This is a genomic window from Veillonella nakazawae (genome assembly GCF_013393365.1).
Taxonomy (GTDB): domain Bacteria; phylum Bacillota; class Negativicutes; order Veillonellales; family Veillonellaceae; genus Veillonella; species Veillonella nakazawae.
Genome location: NZ_AP022321.1, coordinates 1,921,037 through 1,945,383, shown reverse-complemented (window position 1 = coordinate 1,945,383; position 24,347 = coordinate 1,921,037). Strand labels below are relative to the sequence as shown.

Sequence of the window (24,347 nt, the reverse complement as noted above, 5' to 3'; positions counted from 1 at the left end):
CTTTGGTTAAAGGCTGTTAGTTTTGTACCGCAGTAAAACGTTGACGCCCAAACTTGTGGTTGTTGATTTCATCCACTAGAATTTGTGCGAATGTATCATAAGAGATATAAGGCTTGCCTTCTTTGTTCAAGATAACATTTTCATTACCTAATATATAGTCTTTAGATTCAGGACCTTCTGCATCTAAGATTGGTGGTGGGGTAAACATTGTCCAGTCTACATTGCTGAATTTACGCAAGATATCGTCAGATTTACCATGAGTTTTGGAACGAGCTAAAAATTCTTTTGGAAACTCTGGTGTATCATTTAATTGAACTGTGTGATCTTCGTCTACATAGAGACTGCCTGCACCACCTATAGCGATGAGGCGCGTATTTGTGTTAGCTAATGCTTTTACAAGCAATAATGTCAAATCTGCTGGTAAATGATATGTATCTGGTGTGAAAGCGCTTGTAGCATTTACGACTACATCAAATTGAGTTAGTTCTTGTTTTGTTAATTGTAACGCATCTTTTACGATGGTTGGTATTCCTTCGATAGCGCCTTCACGGCGAACAACGCCTGTTACTTGATGACCTGCCTTGAGGGCTTTTTCTACTATACGATGACCTGCTTTACCATTTGCACCGATTACTAAAATATTCATGATGATTCTCCTTTTTGTGAAAGCCTCTTTTATTGAGAGCATGTTTTTTTGGTGATGGAGTAAAGTTATTTTCTAGATATAGGTTAGTAAAGTTTGCTCCGTAGTTGTTATTGTGTTCACCTGATGACCTCATTATATAGGTGTGCCATTATTTTGAATAGTAGAATCATTTTGGAGAGGTACTATCAAAAGTGATAGAATTATGATATTTACTGATTAAAAATTTTTCAAAATAATTTGTACCCTAAAAAAAGATACTGTAAAATGCTTGCAATATGATAAATTTGTGATATGATTTGAACTACATTAGAAAGACATATTTCTAATCTTGAAATGGAAATAGTAGTATAGCTATACATAGTTGAGCTTAGCAATAGAGGTTTAGCCTTGTTATAACGAGCTACTTAAGCTATATAGAGAAGGAGAATTACAATGGCAGAGCAACTCGTAAATGTTCATGATTTAGTGGGCCGTTGTCCTTTTGCAACGAGTCAAAAGTTATTAGCCGGCAAATGGTCTTTATTGATCATGCACGAATTAGCCGAAGGGCCTGTGCGTTTCCGTGAATTAGAGCGCCGCTTATACCCAATTACACAAGCAACACTTACTAGAGCATTACGCCAATTAGAGGATGATGGCCTTGTGCACCGTGAAGTATACGGCACCATTCCACCAAAGGTTGAATATAGCCTTACCGAAGTGGGGGCAGGTTTTAAGACTGTTTTAGCATCCCTTGAACACTGGGGTAACCAATATATCGACTATATGAAAGCCGCTGGCCGCATCTAAGCAATGTCAGCGGCATTTCTGCCCTTATTATGATTATAAACATGGGGCATTATATATTTGATAAGGCTTTAAAAAGGCCTTTATATATGTCATAAATAGCCATTTGTTTATGACATGTATTAAGAAAAATATGATATAATAAACAATACGAATGATATAAATTCTCAATAAAATAGAGGTATTGATAATAATGTTAAATGTTACGTTTTTAGCTCATAGTGGCTTCCTCGTAGATGATGGTAAGCGTTGCTATGTGTTTGATTATTATAAAGATCCTAATAATATAGTTTGGCAATTAGCTAAACGCGGTCGTGAGCTTTGGTTCTTTGTGAGCCACACTCATGGGGACCACTTCAATCCGTCTATTACGGAGTTTGATGGTCCTCAAACTCGTTATATTTGCCATCAAGATGTGCCATTAGAGGGCAAGGTAAAGAAATGTATTACTATGCGCCCTGGCCAAGATGCCACATTAGATGATGTAGGCATCCATATGTATGGTAGCACCGATGAAGGCGGTTCTTTCTACGTAAAGACAAATACGGCTGACATCGACTCTGATTCTATCTTCCATGCAGGTGACCTTAACTGGTGGCATTGGCTTGGTGATACGCCGGAGAATAATGCTGATGCAAAACGCATGGCATGGCGTGAGTTTAAGGAATTAGACGGCTTATCTGTAGACGTGGCGATGTTCCCGGTAGATAATCGTCTAGAAGACGCTATGGAGTGGGGCAGTATTGAGTTCTTGCGCCGTGTAGAGGTAAAAAAAGCCTTTATTCCTATGCATCTAAATGGTCCACTATGGACACCATCCGTGTATTTTAAAGCACTCTTTGGCGATGTTCCTGTATGGGAGCCTCAAAAAGATGGCGATGAATGCACATTCTAAATATACTTTCACAAGTTGTAGTATGTGAAAGTTCGTGGCCTATATGGTCACTACGTTATATGGGGAGAGTCTATATACGTAATTTAGTAAGTTAGGATCAAGTGATGATGAAAACTAAACCAGTGGCAACTACCCTATTAGTTGTCATGGCTATTATATTTTTAATTTCATATCCACAACGGCAAGATATGTTTTGGGCATTTATCATGCACGTATCTGGGGCCGCTATGATCGGTGGCTTGGCGGACTGGTATGCGGTAACGGCACTCTTTACGAAGCCTTTGGGGATTCCCTTTAAGACAGCCATCTTGCCGCGTAGCAAGGAGCGTCTTATTCAAATGGGGCGCACCATGCTCAGTGAAGAGTTGTTGCGCGTGCCGCAGATGTATTATGCCATAAAAAAAGAACGCGTTATGGTCCGTATCATCGAATACGGCATGAGCGATGTAGGGCAAGGCCAAATGCGCGATATTTTATATGGTGTAGGTAATCAGGTTTTGTCTCATATGGACATTGAGCCGATGCGTCAGGAAATCAACAAGGCTATATATAAAGGTGTTACAAATTGGAAGGCGACACCTCTCGTTATCTTATTTGGTCGCTGCATGTTAGAGCGCCAAACAGCAAGTGTTTTCTGGCTCTACTTTAACCGTACATGTCAGCGTGTCATCGCATCTAATCAAGTATATCCGTACTTGTACCGCGTTATGCTAGACATTATGAAAACCTATACGAAGGACTCTTTCTTCCGTGAATTGGCTATTGCCTTTGGCGGCGATGGGCTTTCACCAGAACGATTGGTAGAAACGGTACAGAAAAAGGCCGTTCAATTCTTGAAGGAAAATGAGTCCATTGATTCTGCGCTAGGTCGCTACGTATGGGGCCAAGCCATTCGTTTCTTCAATAATTTGGAAACTAATGCAGAGTGGCAAGCTTTTATCGAAGAGCACAAAGATCAATGGATTAAAATGGTTCTCGAAGAATGGGAAGGCAAGCTCATCGACGGCGATACTGTGGACTGGAAACGCCTCATGGATATCGTTATCGATCGCTTTAATGTGCTCGGTACGGAAATTTTGTTGAACCCAGATAAGCAAGCGCCCTTTGAACGGTTCTTCTTGCTTCGTAGCATTCCGTGGTTACAAAAATTGAACCCTCTTATCGATAAGGTGGTAGGGCAGGAACTATCTCGCTATTCACCTGAGGAAATCACCCAAATCGTACGCGGCAAGATGTACTATGACCTTCAAATGGTTCGTATTAACGGCTCACTCGTAGGGGCTGTTTTAGGTGGTATATTCTACGGTTTATACCTTTTGATAGAGGGGGTGCTCAAATGATTCAGTATTTGAAATCCCTCACCTTGCGGCAGCGCGCAAACGGTATTCTTGGTTTGACTGCTGTATTGTACTGTTTTGTTTTTATAGGTCAATTTTTCTATGGCTATGAAAGCTGGTATCAGCCGCTTTATTGGGCTGTACAGTCTGCGCTCATCGGCAGTGTAGCCGACTGGTTTGCCGTAACTGCTTTGTTCCGTAAGCCGCTCGGGTTCCCGTATCATACAGCGTTAATTCCTCGAAATAAGGATCGCCTTATCAACGGCGTTATCAAGCTCGTTGAGACAAAGATGCTTACCAAGGATCGTTGCAAGGTATTGTTAAATAATGTGGAATTTGTTCCATTGTTTGAAAAATTCTTGCTATCACCGGAAGGGCAACGGGCAGCGCGTCTCGTGATTCATCAAGGGTTGCATCTATTATGGAAATCTCAAACCAGCGAGGAATGGGCTCAATGGGGGGCAAAACGTATTCGCGGTTTACTAGAAAAACATTCCCTCGTACCTGTGTTAAAACACGTATTGCTCGATTTATGTGAACATAATCGCTATGAAAGCATGGTTGTACAGGTATTGAACGTAATTCAAGAACGTATCAACCATCCAGCTATGGTGACATGGCTTACAGCGGTTGTAGCAGAAGAGGCGCATAAGAAAAAGAGAAAAGGCTTTTGGTCCGATTTCCTCATCTCCATGTCTGAAGCGACCGATGTGGTGAACTATCATGAGTTGGCACAGGCCATAGTCCAAGAGGCTTATGCTATGCTTGAAAACTGGAAACGTCCGAATAGTCCTGAACGGACTGCATGGCTTCGCCAATGGGTAGATCCAATTCGCCATATAGAAGAAAACCGCGAGGTTTGTGATGCTCTCGATGAAGCGTGGGAACGTTGGATTCGTGAACAAGATTGGGAATCTGTCATTGAAAACCATTTATGCCCTTATGTAGAGGAACTATTGCTTGTAGGGGATGAAAATGGGGAAACACCAGCACAAGTTCTCGTGAATATTGCGCTTGAATTGTGGACTGTATATGGTCAATCCGAAGATTTGAGAAACCGTATAGAAGATACATTGCACAATATTGGCATATATGTCCTCGAACAGGGCTATGATCTCATTGAAACTATCATACGCCAAGTGCTCGGCGGCCTTAGCACAGAGAAGTTTATTTACTTCATCGAATCTAAGGTGGAGGATGACCTCAGCTGGATTCGTATTAATGGTGCCATCGTTGGTGCTGTAGCGGGTCTTGTTGTATGGACCTTCCTGGAATACGTTTATATGCCGCTATGGCAACAATTCATAGGCTAAACAATTCAAGGTTACATACTATAAACGCTACATAATACAAAAACGCTACATAATACAAAAACGCTAGCAACGAGACGATGTCTCTGTGCTAGCGTTTTGTTATATGTATGTAAGCTTTAGCTTATTCTTCAATTCTATTGTATGGTAATCGAACTGTAAATGTAGTTTTTACTTGAGGTTCACTTGTGGCTGTTACTGTGCCGTGGTGCAAGTTAATAACTTTATTTACAAAGTACAGGCCAAGGCCGATACCGTGGTTGGATTTCTTGTTCCGAGATTGCTCTGTTTGATACATTCGATCCCAAATATGCTCGAGGTTTTCTGGCTCGATACCGATGCCGTTATCTGTTACCGTGATAATCAGTTCACCACCTGCAAGCTTAGCTGAAATGTCGATAGTGGAATTCGTAAACTTGATAGCATTGTCAACTAAGTTTGTAATGGCACGACGTAAGGATACTTCATGAGCGATGATACGGATATTAGGTTGAATGGTGGATGTGATGGAAATCTTTTTTTCTGTATTTTCTGCACAGAGACGTGTATAGTCATGTACCATGTTCGTTAACATTAACGACACATCTACAGGCACTAAGTTAAGGTCATGAGCATTTTCAAGGCGTGCTACATCGAGCAATTGGCTTACGAGGTTTGTCATAAACTTGGCTTGTTCCAAGATATGTGTCAGACCTTCGCGTAAATCATCTTCAGTACGACCGTATTTTAAAGCAAACTCACTTTCCGCTTTAATAACCGCAATCGGTGTGCGCAATTCGTGGGATACGTCAGAACTAAATTGCTTCTCCCGATTGGAGGAGTCTTCAAGGCCTGAAAGCATGCGGTTAAATGTGGTAGTAAGCTCGTATATTTCATCTCGTGCTGTACGGGATGAAATATCTATACGGCGACTTAAGTCGTTATTCTTACCGATAACCTTAGCTGTTTTCGTCAAGGTTCGGACCGGCTTGAGACCTTTCTTGATGAATAGATAACCGCCTAATGATGAAATCAACAAGAATATAACATCACCTAATAATAAACTATATAAAAGGTTTTCTGTTTTTTTAGAGGCCGTTTTTACCTTTGTAACGGCGCGCAAAATACCACGATAATTTGGTTCGTTAACCGGTGTATCGTAGTAGTAGAAGGTATCATCGCCAACAGCGATTTCTCCAACCTGACCCAAGGATAGGACTGTTTGATTAGGGAAACCATCTGGTAGCGCACCTTTAATAATATAGCCGTCCTGGGTTGATACAAAGAAGAATGTGTTATCTTGGTACGGTTTAAATTTACGGATATCCGTAGCCATGATCATTGCTTGCTGCTGTAAGCGCTCGCGAACTTCTTTGTTATCGGATTCGTGCGTATATGCATAAATCCATGCGGATGCAACCATCAAAATGATAAGCAAGAAGATGGTATACCAAGACATGATTTTAAAAGTTAGGGGCAGCCGATTAAATAAATCGGTAGCTGCCCCAGACATGGTATCTAGATCTCGGTGAGGATCATTAGTTTTCTGTTTTGAGGACATACCCTACTCCACGAACTGTTTGAATGAGTTTTACATTCTCATCAGTATCGATCTTTTTACGTAAATCTTTGATGTATACATCGATAAGATTAGAGTAGCTTTCATAATCATATTCCCAAACGTGATCAAGAATTTGTTGACGGGATAATACGATGTTTTCGTTACTTGCTAAATAGTATAAGAGGTCAAATTCTTTTGCAGTCAATGTGATTGTTTCGCCGTCGCGTTTAACAGTACGTTGAGGCACATTGATAGTAAGAGGACCAACATGGATATCATTTTGTGCATGACGTGCGTTACGGCGAGCCAATGCATAAATACGAGCTGTTAACTCTTCAAGATCGAATGGTTTTACAAGGTAATCATCAGCACCGGTGTTGAGACCTGTAACTTTATCTTGTAAGGAATCTTTTGCAGTTAAAAGCAATACAGGTGTTGTATTGCCATCGTTACGCATTTGAGCAAGAGCACTAATACCATCGAGGATCGGCATCATGATATCCATAACGATAACGTCATAGCTGGATGTGTTTACATAATCAATCGCTTGTTGACCGTTGAAGCATGTATCAACCGTCATATTCTCTGCACGTAAATATTTGGCGGTAATGCCATTCAGCATTTCTTCGTCTTCTACAAGTAAAATTTTCATTCTCTGTTCTCCTTATGTATGAGTTAAAAATATAGCTCTCCAACTACATTAATATAGTCATTATATATATAAGCTTTCTTTTTGGTGAAAGCCACAACACCATATAAGGGTGACTATATATATAATATTATATAACTTATTTATCTATTATCATACCTTATACAACAGGAATGAGCAAAAGATGAATGTATATGCGAGTTTATAAGCGTCTTCTTCATGTTTTGAAAGCCAAAAGATGGGAAAAACTTGAAACTTAATGAATTCTGCTAATGAATGAAGATGAACTATATCGAAGATTGCCGTATGCGCATAGATAGACCTGATTTTACCAATTTTGGCGAGTGTGAAAGAAATCACTAAAAAAACTTGTGATAATAATTATCAGAGAAATAAATACCAATAATAGTCGTAGAAATTTAATGATTTTCGATGGTTAAAATCGAGGTAGTTTTGGTAGGAATTTAATGGATATTAATTATTATGAATGATTTCGACGTTGAATAAACACAGTATTTATAAGGCTAGTTGATGTCTTGTAAGAAATAAAAATATACAAAAATTTCGGAACCGAATTACTTTCGTAATATCCTTAACTTCTTGTATGAAATATTCATAAATCTATTTTAAATGTTCATAAGTAAACAAGAAAAATACTAAGTGAAATAAATTATCAGTTAGATTAATCAAAATTAATTATGCATAATAGGGTTTAGACATCACACCAAATGCTCTCTATAATTATATGTAAAGCTATAAGAAAAGTCGCATAAGTATGGGGCTTTTCTTGAAAGAAAAATGATTAGGTTATCAAAAATTTTTATAAGTTTTTGAAATGAGATAGTCTAACAAATTTTCTTATTAATAGGTAGTTATGAGGAGGTCATTATGGAACAGTTTGATGTTCTAGTAGTAGGTAGCGGTGGCGCTGGTCAACGCGCGGCTCTTGAAGTTGGTCGTCGCAAAGGCTTAAATGTAGCTCTTATTACTAAAATTTTCCCAACTCGCTCTGCAACAGCAATGGCGCAAGGCGGTGTAAATGCATGTTTGAATAACGTTGCAGCTGAAGATACAGTTGAAACTCATACTTTCGACACAGTAAAAGGTTCTGACTATCTTGGTGACCAAGATGCGATCGAATTCTTCTGCTCTCGTTGTCCAGAAGGCGTACTTGAAATGGACCACATGGGTGCTCCATTCTCTCGTACAGAGCAAAACAAAATTGCTCAACGTAACTTCGGTGGTCAATCTTATCCACGTACTTGCTACTCTGCGGATAAAACTGGTCACGTAATTTTGCACACTACTTATGAACAATGCTTGAAAGAAGGCGTACACTTCTTACAAGAATGGTACCTTTTAGATCTTGTTAAAGACGCAAACGGTCACGTTGGTGGCGCAGTTGTGTGGAACATGAAAGAAGGTCGCGTAGAACAAATTAAAGCAAAAGCAGTTATCTTGTCTACTGGTGGTGCAGGTCGTATTTTCTGGACTCGTACTACAAACCCATTCCTTTCCACAGGCGATGGTATGGCAGCAGCATTCCGCGCTGGTAATGCATTGAAAGATATGGAAATGATCCAATTCCATCCAACTGGTCTTGGTCGTACTGGTATCTTGATGTCTGAAGCGGTTCGTGGTGAAGGTGGTTACCTTCTTAACGCTGAAGGCGAACGTTTCATGAAAAAATATGCGCCTAATAAAATGGAATTAGCATCCCGTGACGTTGTAGCGAAAGCAATCGAAGATGAAATCGCTGCAGGTCGTGGTTTCGGTTCTGGTCTTAACGCATACGTAGTAGCTGACCTTCGTCACTTAGGTCCTGAAGTTATCATTGAAAAACTTCATGGTATCCGTGACTTGGCTATGACTTTCGAACATTGCGATCCATTAGTACAACCAGTACCTATTCGTCCTACATGTCACTATACAATGGGCGGTATCGACGTAGTTGATTACAAAACTTGTGCATGTGAATTGCCTGGTTTGTTCTCCTCCGGCGAAGCTTCTTGTATCTCCATCCACGGTGCTAACCGTTTAGGTGGTAACTCCTTGGCAGACGGCGTAGTATTCGGTAAAGTATCCGGTGCTGGCGCAGCTGACTATGCTGAAACACATGAACAACCTAACGTAGATGCAGAATTAGCTGCAGCTGCAAAAGCTTGGGAAGCTAAATTCACTGAAGTAACAACTCGTGAAGGCGGTCGTCCTGTAGTTGAAATCCGCGATGCATTGGCTGATGCAATGTGGAACAAAGTAGGTATCTTCCGTAATGAAGACGGTATTACTGAAGCATTAAAAGAAATCGATCAATTGATGGAAGATTATAAAACTTGTTATGTAGGTGACCCTGAACGTACTTACAACATGGCATTCGTTAACTATTGTGAAATCGGTTCCATGTTAACAGTAGCTAAAGCTATTGCTATGGGCGCTTTACACCGTCGTGAATCTCGTGGTGCTCATATCCGTGAAGACCATCCAAAACGTAATGATGAAAGATACTTAAAACACTCTTTGATCAAATTGGGTGCTAACGGCGAGTACGAATTGACTGAACGCGACGTAGTGTTCACTAAATACGAACCACAAGAAAGGAAGTACTAAGATGAGACAAATCACCTACCATATTCACCGTTACCAACAAGGTCGCGCGTTTGTACAGACTTTCAAATTTGACTATGAAGCTGACCGTACAATTCTTTGGGGCCTTCAAAAAATTAAAGATACTCAAGATCCAACTTTAACATTCTTGGCAGCTTGCCGTTCCGCAGTTTGCGGCGCTTGCTCCATTCGCGTAAATGGCGAAGCAATGCTTGGTTGCGAAGCTAAAATCGACGAATTAACAGAACGTTATGGTACTGATGAATTGACAATTGCACCAATCGGCAACTTCCGCGTTATCCGCGACTTAGTTGTTGACTGGGAAGCAAAAGTTGATCGTTTGAAAACAGTTGCTCCTTGGATCTTCCTTAAAGCAGAATTCAACGAAGGTGACAAAATCGTTCGCCAAACTCCAGCTGACTTCAAAAAATTCGTTGCTGGTACAGAATGTATCCTTTGTGGTTGCTGCGCATCTGAATGTAACAAATTGACTGCACGTCAAGATGACTTCTTAGAACCATATGTATTCACAAAAGCTAACCGTTTCGTATTGGATAGCCGTGATGATGCACCTATGGCTCACATTCAACCTGCATTCGACAACGGTCTTTGGAAATGCGTTCACTGCATGAACTGTATCTCCCGTTGTCCTAAACACTTAAAACCTGCTCAAGATATTTCCAACTTGCGTAAAGAAGCTACAAAAGCTGGTCTTACTAACAGCAAAGGCGTTCGCCATGCAGTTGCTTTCAAAGACGATCTCTACAAAACTGGTCGCTTGAAAGAAGTTTCTATGAGCTTGAAATCTGATGGTGTTGTTGATTCCGCTAAACAAGCATTCTATGCTTTACGTTTGTGGAAACACAGCAAAATCAATCCATTCGAACTTGTAGTACCTCAAAAACCTGTAAATGGTATTGATGGTGTTCGCAGACTTATGAAAGCAGCTGAGGAGGTAAGCAAATAATGAAATACGCATTTTTCCCAGGTTGCGTTCTTGAAAGCGCTGCCAAAGAAGACTACTTAGCAACAGTTGCTGTAGCTAAAAAATTAGGCATCGAGTTGGAAGAGCTTGACGGCTGGACTTGCTGCGGCGCGTCCCACGTTCAAGACATCGCTCCAGAAATTACACTTGCTACAAATGCTCGTAACATTGCATTGGCAGAAGAAAAAGGTTTGAACCTTTTAACTGTATGTAACACTTGTACTTTGATGCTTCGTGAAGCTAAAAACGAGCTTGATAAAAACGAAAAAGAAAAGAACGAAGTTAACAAAAAATTAGCTCAAATCGGTAAACAATACCGCGGTACAACTGATATCACTCATTTCTTATGGGTATTGATCCGCGATTACGGTTTGGATAAATTGAAAGCTAAAGTTGTTAAACCTTTAACTGGTTTACGTGTAGCTGAATACTATGGTTGCCATATTCTTCGTCCTCAAACTGAATTGGGCTTCGAAGATTATCAAATGCCTACATCCTTAGCAGATTTGATCTCTGCTATCGGTGCTACACCAATCGACTTCTCCCGTAAACTTGATTGCTGCGGTTTCCATGCTGTATACCCTGCACATGATTCCGTAATGCAAATGACTGGCTCCATCAACAAAGATGCAGCTACAGAAGGCGCAGATTGCGTAGTAACTCCTTGCCCACTTTGCCAAATGCAACTTGATATGTTCCAAAAAGAAGCAAAAGAAGTTGTTGGCGGTGGCAAAGATATGCCAATCTTGCACATGTCCCAATTAGTGGGTCTTGCTCTTGGCATTTCCCCTGAAGAAATGGGCATGCCTAAACGTCACTTAACTGATACTGCAGCAGTGACTAAATTCGTTGGTTAATTCGTTTGATTTAGACATGACCTCAGTTGGTCCTCGTATTGTCTTAAATCTAAACCTATTATCATAATTACCAGAAGAACCCCCTAGCTTAGGCTAGGGGGTTTTTCTTTTGTGGGTTAAAACCAAGGTAGGTTATTTGAGATTAACATGAAGAGTTTGCCGATAATACAGTGTTTATCTATATTGGTGAAGTGAATTCTCTTTGATATGAGATGATAATTGTAGTATAATAAATACATTAATTGTATACACTTAAATGAGTAATAGCTAATATGCTATTACTCATAAATTATTTAATATTATATATTTCGAGGAATATAACAATAGAAGGGTAAATTGTTATATTATATTTTTTTGAAATATATGCCTGAGGGACACTAGTGTTGTAGAGTGTTATACACAGGGAGGCTATAATGAATGATATGTTATTAGAATATATTGATCGCATAATCGATGAAGAGAAAGACCATCGTGTTTTTTCTGTAGAGTTTAATGATAAAACCTATTATGTAAAACAAGATATCAGTAATCACCGCTCTAGTTGGATTAAACCAGCTCCTAGAGCTTCTTTTGATTATGAGTTTTATAAAATTTCCTTCGTAAATACTCAGTTGCCTGTAGCGCCAGTGATTGCTGGTTTTAGAGAGCATTATTTCGTTACAGAAGGGTCTGGTAAAACATTAACCTATTATAGTGAATTGCCAGCGCAACATCCTGATGATGATAGCTTACAAGATATGGTCACTCATATTTTCTATAGCTTTGGTAAAACATTGGGACAACTTCATGACTATGGTTTGTCCCATGGCCGTCCTGCCATGCGAGATATCACCTATGATCCAGATACTGATAAGGTTACTTTATTAGATTGGGAAAATGGTCGTCGTTGGCCTGAATTTACACCACAAGGTTGGGATTTACTCATCTTTGTGCATAGCTATTTGCGTGAAGATAATCTACCGATTTCTTACCTATACGCTATGATGAATGGCTATAGTTCGGCTCGTACGGCGCGCGATACGGTGTTACATGTAAAAGAAATTTTACGTAAACATGAATATCTCTTTAAATTCTGTCGCTTATTAAACCCGCTACACTTTGTAGATACTGAAGCAGCTGTAAAAGCACATGACTTTATGCTAGCCTTGAAAACTGAATAGTATTTATCTATTGAGCATAGACCTTAATAATGGATTATAGTACTTTATAGATTTTCATTGCCTTTTATGGGCTTATGTAGACCTTTACGGTTGTTAGTTATATTTGTATAGCTAATGACTTGTAAGGGTCTTTTTCTGTATTTATGACAAGTTTATAGCGTGTATGCTCCTGTATTGTTTGTTAGATTTATATAAATACTGTAAGAAGTATAGATTTAAAGTTGTTGTTCTCTGACTTTCACAATGATTACCGCAATTACTCTAGAGGGGGTTGTCGAGAGGGACCCTCAGGAATATAAGAGGGTGAAAGGAGGTGATACGATGGCTAACATTAAACGCACTAAATTGGTGTTGCGTTTTAACATCGGCACCGAAGATGCGCCGAAGTACAAAGACGTAACCTATACACGTGTTGCAGAAGAAGCGTCCGACGATAATGTAAAAACCGTTGGTAATGCGCTGGCAGCCTTGTATGACCACAGCTTGTCCGACGTGGTCCGCGTCAATGAAGTATCCTTAGGACATTAATTGAATCTTATCTATTCGTTTTTTAAGTGATCCAAACACATTCTTATTGCTAGTTTTTATATCCTCCCATAGTCGTAACAGGATATAAAGATTGCAAACCCTCACATTCCCATCCTTATTGATATGAATCGTAGATAGATATATTTAATCTAAGTGTAATTTGTGTAATTACAGAATTGCAGAGTTACAGAAATCATCCTATTCTATCTAAATTCAAGAACTTGTTTATGAAACGTGAAAGGAGGCGCCCACATGGCGGAAAAACGCGTTGTATATCTTACATTTTCTACGGTCGGTGGTAAAAGCACATCAGTCACAATTAGTGCTCCTCGTGCTGGAATTACTTTACAAGATGCTAAAACAGCGGCTAATGCGCTAGTAGCTAACAAAGTAATCCTTGGTTCTGGTGATGCAGAACTTGCTGCATTTACTACGGCTCGTGAAGTAACAACTCAAACTACTGAATTGCAATAATCGTATACAGTTAAATGGTAAAAAGGCTTTCACCTGTGGTGAGGGCCTTTTTATTATGGTAAAATATAAGATATACCGAATAGGTATGGTAATGATGAAAATACTATGCCCAAAAATTTGTGCATAATGGACCCGTATGGGAATTAAAAAGGGGTAAAACAGTGGAATATATCATTTCATTTATGGAAACATATGGCTATGGAGCCATGTTTATTGCAATGGTTTTGGAAAATGCTAACATTCCTATTCCTAGTGAAATCGTCTTAGGTTTTGCAGGATATCTGATTGCTCAGGGCATATTTGATTTACATACGACTATGGTTGTAGGTACTTTAGCAGGGATTGTAGGATCTATCTTATCCTACTGGATGGGTGAGTATGGCGGACGTCCACTTCTTTTGAAATACGGTAAATACATATTCTTTAATGAACATAAATTTGAACTCGCAGAAAAGTTGTTTAATAAGTATGGTGGTGCCGCGGTGTTCTTTGGCCGTTTGTTGCCAGGTGTTCGTACATTTATTTCTTTCCCAGCAGGCATGGCTCGTTATCCTATGTGGCATTTTGTTATTTGGACTGTACTAGGCACGGTTCCTTGGACAATCCTTCTTGTTTACTTGGGTAAAGTGCTCGGTGAAAACTGGAAGGATCTTATCCAATATAATCATGAGTTCTTGATTGTTATGATTGTTGTATTCGTTATTATAGCGGCTGTATTGGGCTTTAAATACTATCGCAATCGCCGATAAGGAGGCCCTTATGAAACTTTCACGATTAACGCCAGTCGTATTTATTGTATGGCTCGTTTTTTATCTGTTTGGCAATAATATGTTGCCTGTTACGGATCCTGTGGAATCTAACTATGCGTTAACTGCTAAGGAAATGGTTCTCTCCGGAGATTGGTTGTCACCTCAAATTTACGGCACCTATTGGTACGATAAACCGATTATGATTTATTGGCTCATTGCCCTTGGATTTAAAATCTTTGGTATTGCCGATTGGGTGGTTCGTTTACCAAGTGCTATCTTTGGTGCCTTGTCAGTGGCAACCATGTATCAATCGATGCGTACTATGAGCGGTAAGTGGGCTCTAGGCTTAATTGGGGCTGCTGTACTTGGTACATCCCTCATGTTCTGGACCGTAGCTCATGGCGTTATTACGGACATGGTGCTATTGTATACGACGATCATGGTTATGATCTATTCCTATAAGGGGATGGTGGAACAGAAGCCGTATGCTATGATTGTGGCCTATATCTTTGCAGCCCTCGGGGTGCTCACAAAGGGGCCTGTAGCACTCGTTTTGCCAGGTATGATTTTACTCGTTTTTGCCGGTATCAATCGTTCTTGGTCGATGGTGAAAGCTATCTTTGATTGGCGTGGCATTCTTGCCTTTTGTGTAGTCTGCTTGCCGTGGTATGTGTATATGTACAGCGTTCATGGTCAGGATTTCATCAATGGCTTCTTAGGGCTTCACAATGTAACACGGGCCACTCAATCCGAACATCCTGAAGATAATGTGTGGTGGTATTACATCGCTATCTTCCTAGGTGCATCTATGCCATGGACCGGTGCTGTTATCTACGGTATTATTGATGGCTTTAAACAACGACATACTGGGTTTATTTATAATATGACTTGGGGTGTAGGTATTCTTTTATTCTATACCTTAATGGCTACAAAATATCCTTTATATACATTCGTCAGCTTAGTTCCATTTAGTGCTATTGGTGCTATGGGCGTTATGAAGATTATACGTAAAGGTAAATCGAGAGCTATAAAATGGGTTATTATGGGCCCTACCTTACTCCTATGGATTGCTTACGTTGCGGGCTCATTCTTCGCACCGTGGGGCTTCTATTTCTTGCTCTATGTTGTGGTGGCTGTAGCCGTACTCCTTTTATTCCACGCATGGTATACGAAAAAAGGGTATCGCCTTGTTAGTATTATTGTCCTAGGTACTATGGTTATTTCCTCCATCGTTGTTGTGGAAGGGTTAGAACCATTTGTAAAGCAGCGTAGTAATATTGAGGTAGTGCCTGTTGTAGACTCTTATGATGGTGATATCTATTACTATAACGGTTACAGTACAGCTGCTGTATACTATACAGGCCATAAGATTATTAAAATCAATGGTGATGAAAGTCGCTGGGATGATCGAGATAAAATTAAAAAACGCAGTGCCGAGTGGTCAAAGAAATATCTTATGGAACAAGTTAACGAAGAGGAATTTAACAAGATAATCGCCTCTGGTAAACCTCTAATGCTCATCGTTCCAAAAGGTGAAATCAAGCACTTCCGTCAGTCTACTATCTACCCAAATGTATCTGAGTCTAGCGAAGCTGGTACAGCGGAAGTATATATACTAAATAAAAAGACACTGTTTTAAGTGAATCTTCACATACAATCTAACAATAAGTGAAAAACATTAAAGCTGAAAATAGTAAAGCTAGTAGCAGGTAGTATCCAATGGATACTACCTGCTTTTTTGTTTAGTGATAGAGTACTTATTTATAGTATTGCTAAAGATGGAGTGCTAAATCGTTTTGTAGATATAGTAGTTTATATCCTTAGACTACTATATTTATTTGGATTTATTTGGTCTATATTGATGTATTTCGTACCTAAATAATAATACCTACAATATTACTGTGTTTTATTGACATAATTAATACATATTGATATAGTAGGGTATAAATAAGTTTAGAAGACAAGGTATTCTAGAACCAGACTTCATCTAGGTTTTAGAAAAGTGTGAAAAATGACATGTGTCAAAAACGCCCCTTGTTGTGAGGTAGAAAGAGGGGAAGTTATGAAGAAGACCTGGTATCTAATCATCGGAGTGGTTCTCTTGGTTATTGGCTGCATAGCCTATGGTTATCATGAACACTATAAACCAAAGACGGCACAAGAATTAAAGACTGTACGCGTAGCCTATTTACCAATTACCCATGCATTACCAGTATTTGCTACAAAAGAGCTGGAAACGGCAGATGGTCCTGTTCATGTAGAGCTTGTTAAATATGGGTCTTGGCCAGAGCTTATGGATGCGTTAAATACTGGTAAGGTAGATGCCGCAGCTGTTCTTGTTGAACTTGGTGTAAAGGCTCGTGAACAAGGCATTGATGTCCGTGCTGCTGCACTTGGTCATACAGAGGGTAATATTATTATCGTTAATAAGGATATTAACTCCGTTCAAGACTTAAAAGGCAAATCCTTTGCTATCCCTCATAAACAATCTACTCAAAAAGTTCTCGTGGATTGCATGCTTGAAGAAGCGGGTCTTTCTGAAAAAGATGTACAAATCGTAGAAATGAGCCCTCCAGAAATGCCATCTGCTCTATCGGTAGGTCAAATTGCTGGGTATAGTGTAGCCGAACCATTTGGCTCTCTAGCCCTTGAAATGGGAACTGGGAAGGTCTTCGAAGATCCTGACCATCTCTGGCATGATAATATTTGCTGTGCTCTTGTGTTTAATGGTCAATTCGTCGATGAACATCATGACTTGGCAAAAGCTTTCACAAAAGCCTATCTCGATGCAGGTACATATTTAGACGAGCATCCAAAGGCACAAGAGGAGATTTCCTCAAAGTACATGAAGTTTAATGACCAAGTTATTGAACGTTCCCTCAAAGTGATTGGGTTTAAAGATTTAGCCCTTACAGAGGACCGTTATAATGCGCTTGTGCATCACATGACACATATTGATTTAATCAAAAAAGTGCCGAGTTATTCAGAGTTTGTAGATACATCATTGTTACCATAGGAGGGGGACCATGAAGAAATATACATATGTGCCGGGTTCATTTATCGCAGCTTGGCTAATTTGGGAGTTAATCGTTCGCCTCGGCGGTTTTAACGAAGCGCTATTGCCAACGCCGTATAAGGTGTTGATTGGCTTTGGGGAACTCATTGGAGATGGCGTTCTATTTAAGGATATTGCAGATAGTTTAGTACGCTTCTTTATCGGCTATCTTATTTCTGTTGTAGCCGGCGTATTCTTCGGCCTTATCTTGGGTTGGTACAAGGGAATTTGGAACTACATCAATCCAATCGTTCAAGTCATTCGACCAATTTCTCCTGTGGCATGGTTGCCGTTTATCGTTCTATTCTTCGGTATCGGTCAAGCACCAGCTATCGTTATCATCTTTATCGCAGCATTCTTCCCGGTGCTATTGTCCACCGTGTCTGCTATTCAAAATATTGACCCTGTGTACATCAAGGTAGCGCGCAACTTTGGTATTAAACAGCCAGAATTGTTATTTAAAATCGTATTACCTGCCGTATTCCCTGGTATTGCATCCGGTCTTCACATCGCTCTCGGTACGGCGTGGATCTTCCTTGTAACAGGGGAAATGGTAGGCTCCCAAACAGGCCTTGGCTTCCTCATTATCGATATGAGAAATAACTTGCGTAACGATCTCTTGATGGTAGCCATTTTGACCATCGGTTTCGTTGGGCTTTTACTCGATTGGGGCGTGTCCCTCATCGAAAAATGGATTTACAAACGTTGGGGTATTGAGAAATAGGAGGTGGCCTCATGGGTTACATTTCGGTGCGCAATGCACACAAGGAATTTATGAAAGATGGGGAACCACTCCCCATTCTTGAGGATATTAATCTAGATATTGAAAAGGGCGAGTTTATTTGCCTCTTAGGCCCTTCTGGTTCCGGTAAAAGTACGCTATTAAACGCTATAGCGGGCTTTGAGCTCGTTACATCTGGTTCCATTACTATCGACGGTGAAGAGGTGAAAGCGCCTCAACTCAGATATGTAACGGTATTCCAAAACTATGGCTTGTTGCCGTGGCGTACGGTAGAAAGCAATATTGAGCTAGGTCTTGAAAGTAAAAAGGTTCCTAAAGAAGAGCGTCCCGCTATTATCGATAAATACGTTAAAATGGTAGGCCTTGACCACGCCCGCAATCGTTATCCAGCAGAACTATCTGGGGGCATGCAACAACGTGTATCCATTGCCCGTGCACTAGCAGTGGATCCAGATATTATCTTCATGGACGAACCACTAGGCGCCCTTGATGCGTTGACCCGTATCAACTTGCAAGACGAAATCTCTCGCATCTGTCGCGAAGAAGGTAAAACTGTAGTATTCGTTACGCACGATATTGAAGAAGCCGTAGTCCTTGCGGACCGCGTTGTAGTACTAGCGGCAAATCCAGGTCGTGTACAAACTATCATCCCTGTGAACATCATCGACCGAACAGACCGTACATCGCCGAACTTTGTTAATATACGTAACCACATCTTCGAACAATTCCAATTAGCAAAAGAAGACAAAATCGAGTTCTATATTTAGTTTTATATATCAGTTATATACATCTCAAAAGAAACACCCAAGAACTTTTCTGCTTGGGTGTTTTACAATGGACAAAATTCTAAAATAATGTATACTATAAGTAGCTGAAGGATTGTAAGAATTCACTGTTAGCACAAAAAAAACTCCCTCAAGAACCGCGAAATACTTGAGGGAGTTTTTTATTGCTTATGGTCGTCTAAGCTAACGGGGTTAATCACCATGAAATTTCCTATCTAACCACTTGCAAATGAGATAGCTGGTCACATTTACCACGATAGGAACTAGAAGGATTATAAGAATATCTTTCACTGTTGCACCTCCTTTCTGTACCTGTTTCCCCAGAACGGAGTGGTGACATCTTGATTGTAGTACATATAACTATATATTTCTTATGCAATTCGTGTAATTATCATGTATAGTAGATATATATCGGTAATAACATATGAAATTTAAATTGGAGGCTGTATGTCTTTATTTGAGTTAGAGAAGACCTTGTCTTTTGATGAATATATAGCGTCCTTTGATGCGGAGAGAGTAGAGAAGGTGCGCAGTTTTGTAGATTGGCTTGCTCAGTATCAAGGTAGTCTTGTCCATAATCCTTGGGGTGAGGTTGATCCTGAATTAGAGATTGTCACAAAGGGCTTTGATGCGGCACAGGTGCGCCGAGATAATTTAGTAGCTTATTTATTGCCGCGCTTAGGTCGAGCTAAGGTCTTTGTGGTGGCTGAGGCTGTAGGCTATCAAGGGGGACGTTTTACAGGGATTGCCATTACTTGTGAAAGAATGCTACTAGATAAGCATAAAACCATTCGTGCGAAGGATATCACGACTATTCAGTTGGAACGTACTAGTTCACCTACTAGTTCTTTGTTAAAAGGAACACAGCAAAAGGATGGTTTTAATGAACCTACTGACACTGTAGTATGGAGTGCCATTGTTGAAAAGGGCATCAATCCTTATGACACATTGCTATGGAATATATTCCCATTCCACCCACATAAGGATGGAAATCCATTGACTAACCGTACACCTACGGATAGAGAACAACAACTAGGTTGGGAGTATACAAAACGCTTGTTGGATCTACATATAGAATTAGGCGGTGCAGATCCTCTCGTGCTCGCAGTAGGGCAAAAGTCTGCGGATACAATGGGCAAATTTGGCTTGTCTGCCATTGGTTTGCGCCATCCCGCAAACGGTGGTGCCAATCTATATCGACAAGGATTTTCTGAGGCGGTAGATACCTATTTAAAATAATAGATGATTGAGATTATTAAAATAATAAGTGATTGAGATAATTAAAATAATAAAAGATTGAGAGTTTCGGAGAGAAGTTTATGAAACGGTATATTTCTGTCATTGAAGAGAATGGTGCGTGGCATATCGAGGGCTTTTACAAAACTATGCCAGATGATGACAAATAGAATATGATATATCTAAATAGCGTTAACATGGGGGCTACCCTCTTTTGTTAACGCTATTTTTATGTTACAATAGACATAACGTATGAAAGCGAGGCTTTCATCAAAATCGATCGGATTATATTGCAAAACTCATTAGATTGGAACGAAGAGAACGTACCCGTCGCGGCTGACATGTCTAATGATGGCAATATACTCATTTGCTATGGCAAATGGTCACAACAACACTAGGAACGGCAAAAATTGATAGCGCATTTTTGCGCCCATTTGACGAGACGCTAGTATTTTAGCGCCTTTTTCTTTGTGTGGCCTCCATAGCATAGATCAATTCAAGTGATAGGTGAGAAAAGAAACTATGTTAAATAAAATAATGAACAAAATTTTAGGAGGAACTGTGAATACAACAGATAATCAGGTTACTGCACAAGTGAAAGCAGAACCAACAGTAGCAAAAACTGCTACTCGTACAGTTGCGGCTGAAGGCGAACATAAACAAACTCGCCGCCGCACTAATACACGCCGTCCTGCTGGCGAAGGTCGTACTCGTCAACATGCAGCAGGCGAAGGTGAAGGCGCAACACGCCAACGCCGTACAAATACTCGTACAAATGCAAATGGTGGTCGTACTAATACGACACGCCGTACAAATACTCGTCGCAATGCTGAGCAAGGTGAAGGTCAAGAACGTACAGAACGTAAACCTCGCCAAACTCGTGCACCACGTGGTGAACGTAGTGAAAATACACGCAACACGAGAACTAATAATGGTCGCAATGGTCAAAACCGTAACAACAACCGTCCAAATAATCGTTCCACAAACCGCAACAATCAAGAGGCTCCTGTGGAATTAGTAGGTCGTACACCAAATGGCGCTAACAAGGGTAAATTCCAAATCATCCCGTTAGGTGGCCTTGGCGAAATCGGTAAAAATATGACCATCTTCCAATATGAAGATGAAATTATCGTTCTTGATGCGGGCCTTGCATTCCCTAGCGAAGATATGCTTGGCGTAGATATCGTTATTCCTGATATGAGCTATATCATTGAGAATAAGGACCGCGTAAAAGCAGTCGTTATCACGCATGGTCATGAGGACCATATCGGTTCCTTGGCGTACCTTATGAAGGAAATTAATTGTCCTGTATATGCTACAAATCTTGTTTGTGGTTTGATTGAAGGCAAATTCAAAGAACATAAAGTATCTCCAAAATGTCTTCGCACTATTGCGGCAGGCGATGAAGTACAAATTGGTCAAGTAAAGGTTGGTTTTATCCAAACAAATCACTCCATTCCTGACTCCTGTGCTGTGTACTTCGATACACCAATCGGTACTGTACTTCATACAGGTGACTTTAAAATCGACCAAACGCCAGTTGATGGCCGTTTGATGGATATGCACAAATTTGCTGAGCTCGGTAATAAAGGCGTATTAGCGTTGATGTCCGACTCTACAAACGTAGAAAAACCAGGTACTACAGGCTCTGAAAGCTCCGTAGGTCCTGCTATTAAACAAGCTGTAGGCGAAGCGAAAGGCCGCGTTGTTTTGGCTACATTCGCATCTAACGTATCTCGTATTCAACAAGCTATTGATGCGGCAGTTATGTTCAACCGTAAGGTTGTCGTTATGGGCCGCAGTATGGTAAATGTTACAGAAATCGCTCAAGAACGCGGTTACTTGAACATTCCACCAAATACAATCATCGACGTAGATGTAATGCACAACTACACTGATGATCAAATCATGATCTTAACAACTGGTTCTCAAGGTGAGCCAATGGCAGGCTTGTCCCGTATGGCTACTAGCAACCACCGTACGGTAGAATTGGCGCCGAATGATACTGTTATCATCTCTGCTACACCAATTCCAGGTAATGAAGGTGCTGTAGGTAGAACAATCGATAACTTGCTTCGTCTAGGTTGTCACGTTGTATACGGTAAAGATCGTGGTATCCACGTATCTGGTCATGCGAGCCAAGAAGAGCTTAAAACAATGCTTAACCTTGTTCGTCCAGAATACTTCATCCCAGTTCATGGTGAGTACCGCATGTTGCGCCGCCACGGTGAACTTGGTGTTGCTATGGGCGTAGATCCTAAGAAAGTTCTTATCGGCGACAATGGTCAAATCTTTGAGTTCGATAAAGATGGTGGCCGTAAAGCCGGTCGTGTACAAGCTGGCGCTATCTTCGTAGATGGCCTTGGTGTTGGTGATGTAGGTAACATTGTTATCCGCGACCGTCAACAATTGGCTCAAGAAGGTATGGTTATCGTTGTAATGGCGATGGACAAAGCTTCTGGTACAATCGTAGCTGGTCCAGACCTCGTATCTCGTGGCTTCGTATACGTACGCGATGCAGAAGAACTTATGATTGCGGCAGAACATCGCGTAGATCAAGTCCTTGAAGATTGTGAAGTACAACGCATTAAAGATTGGACTACTATTAAGCAAAACGTACGCGACGCGTTGGGTAAATTCTTCTACGATAAAACTCGCCGTCGTCCTATGATCTTGCCGATTATTCAAGACGTATAATCATATATATTTTTACAAGCAATTGTTATAGATTACTATAACAGTTGCTTGTTTTTTTGTGTTAGATAGTTGTAATATAAAAGTAACATAAAAGTAACATAAAAGTTTTATAAAAGCGGTATAGGTAGATTAACTAATTTATACTAATGTGTTGTGGATAATCTAGTAGGTGAGTTTATAATAAGGGGGTGAAAGTATGGCTAATCGTTTTCCGGTAAGTAGGGAGATTTTAAATTGGTTACCTAAATATAGCGGGAAGGGATATGAAGCGTTTTATACGCGCTTTCCTAAATATGATGAATGGGTTGCAGGGACTTTAAGTCCAACATTTAATCAAATAACAGACTTAGCTGCTTTTTCCAATGTACCTTTGGGGTACATGTATTTACAAGCTCCACCTAATATAGCTGAAAAAGAAATTGCTGATTTTAGAAGAGTAAATGGGGTTGAAGATAGTACTCCTTATAGTTCTGAATTGAGAGATACAATTTATGATATGCAAATTCGACAGGATTGGTTGAGTGAGTATCGTAAGTTTAATTTAGCTATGGATCAAATACCTTATATAGGGGCGTTTTCTCAAGATCTGAATGTTAAGCAATTAGTTAAAAAAGCTTATTCTTTATTAGGTATCAAAAAGGGGTGGCAAATTCGAGAGGCTGATCCTTTCGCATATATACGGAGTCGTCTTGAAGCTATTGGAATTACTGTTTTTGTTAATGGTGTTGTGGGCTCCAATAATAACCGTAAGTTGTTAGTTAGTGAGTTTAGAGGGTTTACATTACTTGACTCTTATGCACCTATTATTTTTATAAATGGCAGAGATTCGAGTAATGGGAAACTATTTACAATAATTCATGAGTTTTGTCATGTTTTATTAGGTGAAGAGGGGGTTAGCGACGGTAACTCTGAACCTTATTGCAATCGATTTGCTGCAGAGTTCCTTGTTCCAGAGTCTTTATTTCATTCTAGATGGAGTGAATCTCCACAAGCGTATGAACAAATTTCGAGATATTTTAAGGTTAGTCAGTATGTTATATATCGAGTTGCATTAACACATAGTTATATAGATCGTGAGCAATATGAAGTTTTGGTGGAAGGGTTTGAGCAACAGCTGCAAAATATGCCTGAACGTAGGACTCAAGGTGGTGGAAATTTCTATGCTACAGCTCATACTCGTTTAGGAGAGTCTTTTAGCCGTACCGTTGTTCAAGCCGCTAGGGCAGGATCTTTAGCGTATAGAGAAGCTTATGAATTATTAGGTTTACGAGGCAATACTTTTTCTAAATATGTAAATGAATATGGCTTTTAG

21 protein-coding genes are annotated in these 24,347 nt (G+C 40.1%); 18 read left to right on the top strand and 3 right to left on the bottom strand.

What is annotated here, in order from left to right; genetic code table 11:
• Positions 1-16: 16 nt before the first annotated feature.
• On the bottom strand, positions 17-646 hold the full coding sequence (locus VEIT17_RS09070) for an NAD(P)-dependent oxidoreductase (RefSeq protein ID WP_178885783.1): 630 nt from the start codon (positions 644-646) through the stop codon (positions 17-19).
• Positions 647-1,078: 432 nt separating this feature from the next.
• Between VEIT17_RS09070 and VEIT17_RS09065 the strand changes: the two genes are divergently transcribed.
• The 4 genes from VEIT17_RS09065 to VEIT17_RS09050 all read left to right on the top strand — a co-directional run bounded on the left by VEIT17_RS09065 (position 1,079) and on the right by VEIT17_RS09050 (position 4,977).
• Positions 1,079-1,435 (top strand): winged helix-turn-helix transcriptional regulator, encoded by a 357-nt coding sequence (locus VEIT17_RS09065; RefSeq protein WP_178885780.1) that lies wholly within the window; start codon positions 1,079-1,081, stop codon positions 1,433-1,435.
• Between the two features lie 190 nt (positions 1,436-1,625).
• A complete protein-coding gene (locus tag VEIT17_RS09060) occupies positions 1,626-2,327 on the top strand; it encodes an MBL fold metallo-hydrolase (protein ID WP_060923764.1) in 702 nt (233 codons plus the stop codon).
• Between the two features lie 104 nt (positions 2,328-2,431).
• Positions 2,432-3,667: a DUF445 family protein gene (locus tag VEIT17_RS09055; protein WP_178885778.1), complete on the top strand. Its 1,236-nt coding sequence runs from the start codon at positions 2,432-2,434 to the stop codon at positions 3,665-3,667.
• Complete coding sequence (locus VEIT17_RS09050; RefSeq protein WP_178885776.1) at positions 3,664-4,977, top strand: DUF445 domain-containing protein; 1,314 nt, start codon at positions 3,664-3,666, stop codon at positions 4,975-4,977. Before VEIT17_RS09055 ends, VEIT17_RS09050 begins: the two co-directional genes overlap by 4 nt.
• Positions 4,978-5,098: 121 nt before the next feature.
• Here the strand turns inward: VEIT17_RS09050 and VEIT17_RS09045 are convergent, their stop codons facing one another.
• Both VEIT17_RS09045 and VEIT17_RS09040 read right to left on the bottom strand, forming a co-directional pair.
• On the bottom strand, positions 5,099-6,514 hold the full coding sequence (locus tag VEIT17_RS09045) for a sensor histidine kinase (protein ID WP_178885775.1): 1,416 nt from the start codon (positions 6,512-6,514) through the stop codon (positions 5,099-5,101).
• Positions 6,492-7,166, bottom strand: a complete 675-nt coding sequence (locus tag VEIT17_RS09040) for a response regulator transcription factor (RefSeq protein WP_024066445.1) — start codon at positions 7,164-7,166, stop codon at positions 6,492-6,494. Before VEIT17_RS09040 ends, VEIT17_RS09045 begins: the two co-directional genes overlap by 23 nt.
• A gap of 885 nt (positions 7,167-8,051) precedes the next feature.
• On the opposite strand from VEIT17_RS09040, the gene VEIT17_RS09035 reads away from it, so the two are divergent.
• The 14 genes from VEIT17_RS09035 (at position 8,052) to VEIT17_RS08970 (ending at position 24,347) form a co-directional block, all read left to right on the top strand.
• On the top strand, positions 8,052-9,770 hold the full coding sequence (locus VEIT17_RS09035; RefSeq protein ID WP_156719811.1) for an FAD-binding protein: 1,719 nt from the start codon (positions 8,052-8,054) through the stop codon (positions 9,768-9,770).
• Between the two features lies 1 nt (position 9,771).
• Positions 9,772-10,734, top strand: coding sequence for a succinate dehydrogenase/fumarate reductase iron-sulfur subunit (locus VEIT17_RS09030; protein ID WP_005385096.1), 963 nt, complete (start codon positions 9,772-9,774; stop codon positions 10,732-10,734).
• Entirely contained in the window at positions 10,734-11,609 is an 876-nt protein-coding gene (locus tag VEIT17_RS09025) for a CoB--CoM heterodisulfide reductase iron-sulfur subunit B family protein (protein WP_060923769.1), read from the top strand. The genes VEIT17_RS09030 and VEIT17_RS09025 overlap by 1 nt, the downstream gene beginning before the upstream one ends.
• A gap of 413 nt (positions 11,610-12,022) precedes the next feature.
• The gene (locus VEIT17_RS09020; RefSeq protein WP_156719812.1) at positions 12,023-12,769 is read left to right on the top strand and encodes a BUD32 family EKC/KEOPS complex subunit; all 747 of its coding nucleotides are present in this window, start codon (positions 12,023-12,025) and stop codon (positions 12,767-12,769) included.
• 321 nt (positions 12,770-13,090) lie between these two features.
• Positions 13,091-13,297 (top strand): DUF1659 domain-containing protein, encoded by a 207-nt coding sequence (locus VEIT17_RS09015; protein ID WP_009352393.1) that lies wholly within the window; start codon positions 13,091-13,093, stop codon positions 13,295-13,297.
• Positions 13,298-13,549: 252 nt separating this feature from the next.
• Positions 13,550-13,771, top strand: coding sequence for a DUF2922 domain-containing protein (locus VEIT17_RS09010; RefSeq protein WP_009352278.1), 222 nt, complete (start codon positions 13,550-13,552; stop codon positions 13,769-13,771).
• Positions 13,772-13,932: 161 nt separating this feature from the next.
• Complete coding sequence (locus VEIT17_RS09005) at positions 13,933-14,520, top strand: DedA family protein (protein ID WP_119208921.1); 588 nt, start codon at positions 13,933-13,935, stop codon at positions 14,518-14,520.
• Between the two features lie 10 nt (positions 14,521-14,530).
• Positions 14,531-16,159: an ArnT family glycosyltransferase gene (locus tag VEIT17_RS09000; RefSeq protein ID WP_178885773.1), complete on the top strand. Its 1,629-nt coding sequence runs from the start codon at positions 14,531-14,533 to the stop codon at positions 16,157-16,159.
• A 423-nt stretch (positions 16,160-16,582) separates the two neighbouring features.
• On the top strand, positions 16,583-17,536 hold the full coding sequence (locus VEIT17_RS08995) for an ABC transporter substrate-binding protein (protein WP_178885770.1): 954 nt from the start codon (positions 16,583-16,585) through the stop codon (positions 17,534-17,536).
• 10 nt (positions 17,537-17,546) lie between these two features.
• A complete protein-coding gene (locus VEIT17_RS08990; protein ID WP_024043692.1) occupies positions 17,547-18,299 on the top strand; it encodes an ABC transporter permease in 753 nt (250 codons plus the stop codon).
• Positions 18,300-18,310: 11 nt separating this feature from the next.
• The gene (locus VEIT17_RS08985; RefSeq protein ID WP_178885769.1) at positions 18,311-19,084 is read left to right on the top strand and encodes an ABC transporter ATP-binding protein; all 774 of its coding nucleotides are present in this window, start codon (positions 18,311-18,313) and stop codon (positions 19,082-19,084) included.
• 465 nt (positions 19,085-19,549) lie between these two features.
• Positions 19,550-20,341: a uracil-DNA glycosylase gene (locus VEIT17_RS08980; protein ID WP_178885766.1), complete on the top strand. Its 792-nt coding sequence runs from the start codon at positions 19,550-19,552 to the stop codon at positions 20,339-20,341.
• A gap of 519 nt (positions 20,342-20,860) precedes the next feature.
• Positions 20,861-23,035 carry an RNase J family beta-CASP ribonuclease gene (locus VEIT17_RS08975; protein ID WP_178885764.1) on the top strand — a complete coding sequence of 725 codons (2,175 nt, stop codon included), beginning with the start codon at positions 20,861-20,863 and terminating at the stop codon, positions 23,033-23,035.
• A 196-nt stretch (positions 23,036-23,231) separates the two neighbouring features.
• On the top strand, positions 23,232-24,347 hold the full coding sequence (locus VEIT17_RS08970) for an ImmA/IrrE family metallo-endopeptidase (protein ID WP_178885761.1): 1,116 nt from the start codon (positions 23,232-23,234) through the stop codon (positions 24,345-24,347).

What these genes read in the sequence shown, in the direction of transcription:
- VEIT17_RS09040 (WP_024066445.1), bottom strand. Translation starts at nt 7,166, where the DNA reads ATGAAAATTTTACTTGTAGAAGACGAAGAAATGCTGAATGGCATTACC.
- VEIT17_RS09045 (WP_178885775.1), bottom strand. Translation starts at nt 6,514, where the DNA reads ATGTCCTCAAAACAGAAAACTAATGATCCTCACCGAGATCTAGATACC.
- VEIT17_RS09035 (WP_156719811.1), top strand. Translation starts at nt 8,052, where the DNA reads ATGGAACAGTTTGATGTTCTAGTAGTAGGTAGCGGTGGCGCTGGTCAA.
- VEIT17_RS09055 (WP_178885778.1), top strand. Translation starts at nt 2,432, where the DNA reads ATGATGAAAACTAAACCAGTGGCAACTACCCTATTAGTTGTCATGGCT.
- VEIT17_RS09070 (WP_178885783.1), bottom strand. Translation starts at nt 646, where the DNA reads ATGAATATTTTAGTAATCGGTGCAAATGGTAAAGCAGGTCATCGTATA.
- VEIT17_RS09025 (WP_060923769.1), top strand. Translation starts at nt 10,734, where the DNA reads ATGAAATACGCATTTTTCCCAGGTTGCGTTCTTGAAAGCGCTGCCAAA.
- VEIT17_RS09030 (WP_005385096.1), top strand. Translation starts at nt 9,772, where the DNA reads ATGAGACAAATCACCTACCATATTCACCGTTACCAACAAGGTCGCGCG.
- VEIT17_RS08990 (WP_024043692.1), top strand. Translation starts at nt 17,547, where the DNA reads ATGAAGAAATATACATATGTGCCGGGTTCATTTATCGCAGCTTGGCTA.
- VEIT17_RS09015 (WP_009352393.1), top strand. Translation starts at nt 13,091, where the DNA reads ATGGCTAACATTAAACGCACTAAATTGGTGTTGCGTTTTAACATCGGC.
- VEIT17_RS08975 (WP_178885764.1), top strand. Translation starts at nt 20,861, where the DNA reads ATGTTAAATAAAATAATGAACAAAATTTTAGGAGGAACTGTGAATACA.
- VEIT17_RS09010 (WP_009352278.1), top strand. Translation starts at nt 13,550, where the DNA reads ATGGCGGAAAAACGCGTTGTATATCTTACATTTTCTACGGTCGGTGGT.
- VEIT17_RS09000 (WP_178885773.1), top strand. Translation starts at nt 14,531, where the DNA reads ATGAAACTTTCACGATTAACGCCAGTCGTATTTATTGTATGGCTCGTT.
- VEIT17_RS09065 (WP_178885780.1), top strand. Translation starts at nt 1,079, where the DNA reads ATGGCAGAGCAACTCGTAAATGTTCATGATTTAGTGGGCCGTTGTCCT.
- VEIT17_RS09020 (WP_156719812.1), top strand. Translation starts at nt 12,023, where the DNA reads ATGAATGATATGTTATTAGAATATATTGATCGCATAATCGATGAAGAG.
- VEIT17_RS08980 (WP_178885766.1), top strand. Translation starts at nt 19,550, where the DNA reads ATGTCTTTATTTGAGTTAGAGAAGACCTTGTCTTTTGATGAATATATA.
- VEIT17_RS08970 (WP_178885761.1), top strand. Translation starts at nt 23,232, where the DNA reads ATGGCTAATCGTTTTCCGGTAAGTAGGGAGATTTTAAATTGGTTACCT.
- VEIT17_RS09060 (WP_060923764.1), top strand. Translation starts at nt 1,626, where the DNA reads ATGTTAAATGTTACGTTTTTAGCTCATAGTGGCTTCCTCGTAGATGAT.
- VEIT17_RS08995 (WP_178885770.1), top strand. Translation starts at nt 16,583, where the DNA reads ATGAAGAAGACCTGGTATCTAATCATCGGAGTGGTTCTCTTGGTTATT.
- VEIT17_RS09050 (WP_178885776.1), top strand. Translation starts at nt 3,664, where the DNA reads ATGATTCAGTATTTGAAATCCCTCACCTTGCGGCAGCGCGCAAACGGT.
- VEIT17_RS08985 (WP_178885769.1), top strand. Translation starts at nt 18,311, where the DNA reads ATGGGTTACATTTCGGTGCGCAATGCACACAAGGAATTTATGAAAGAT.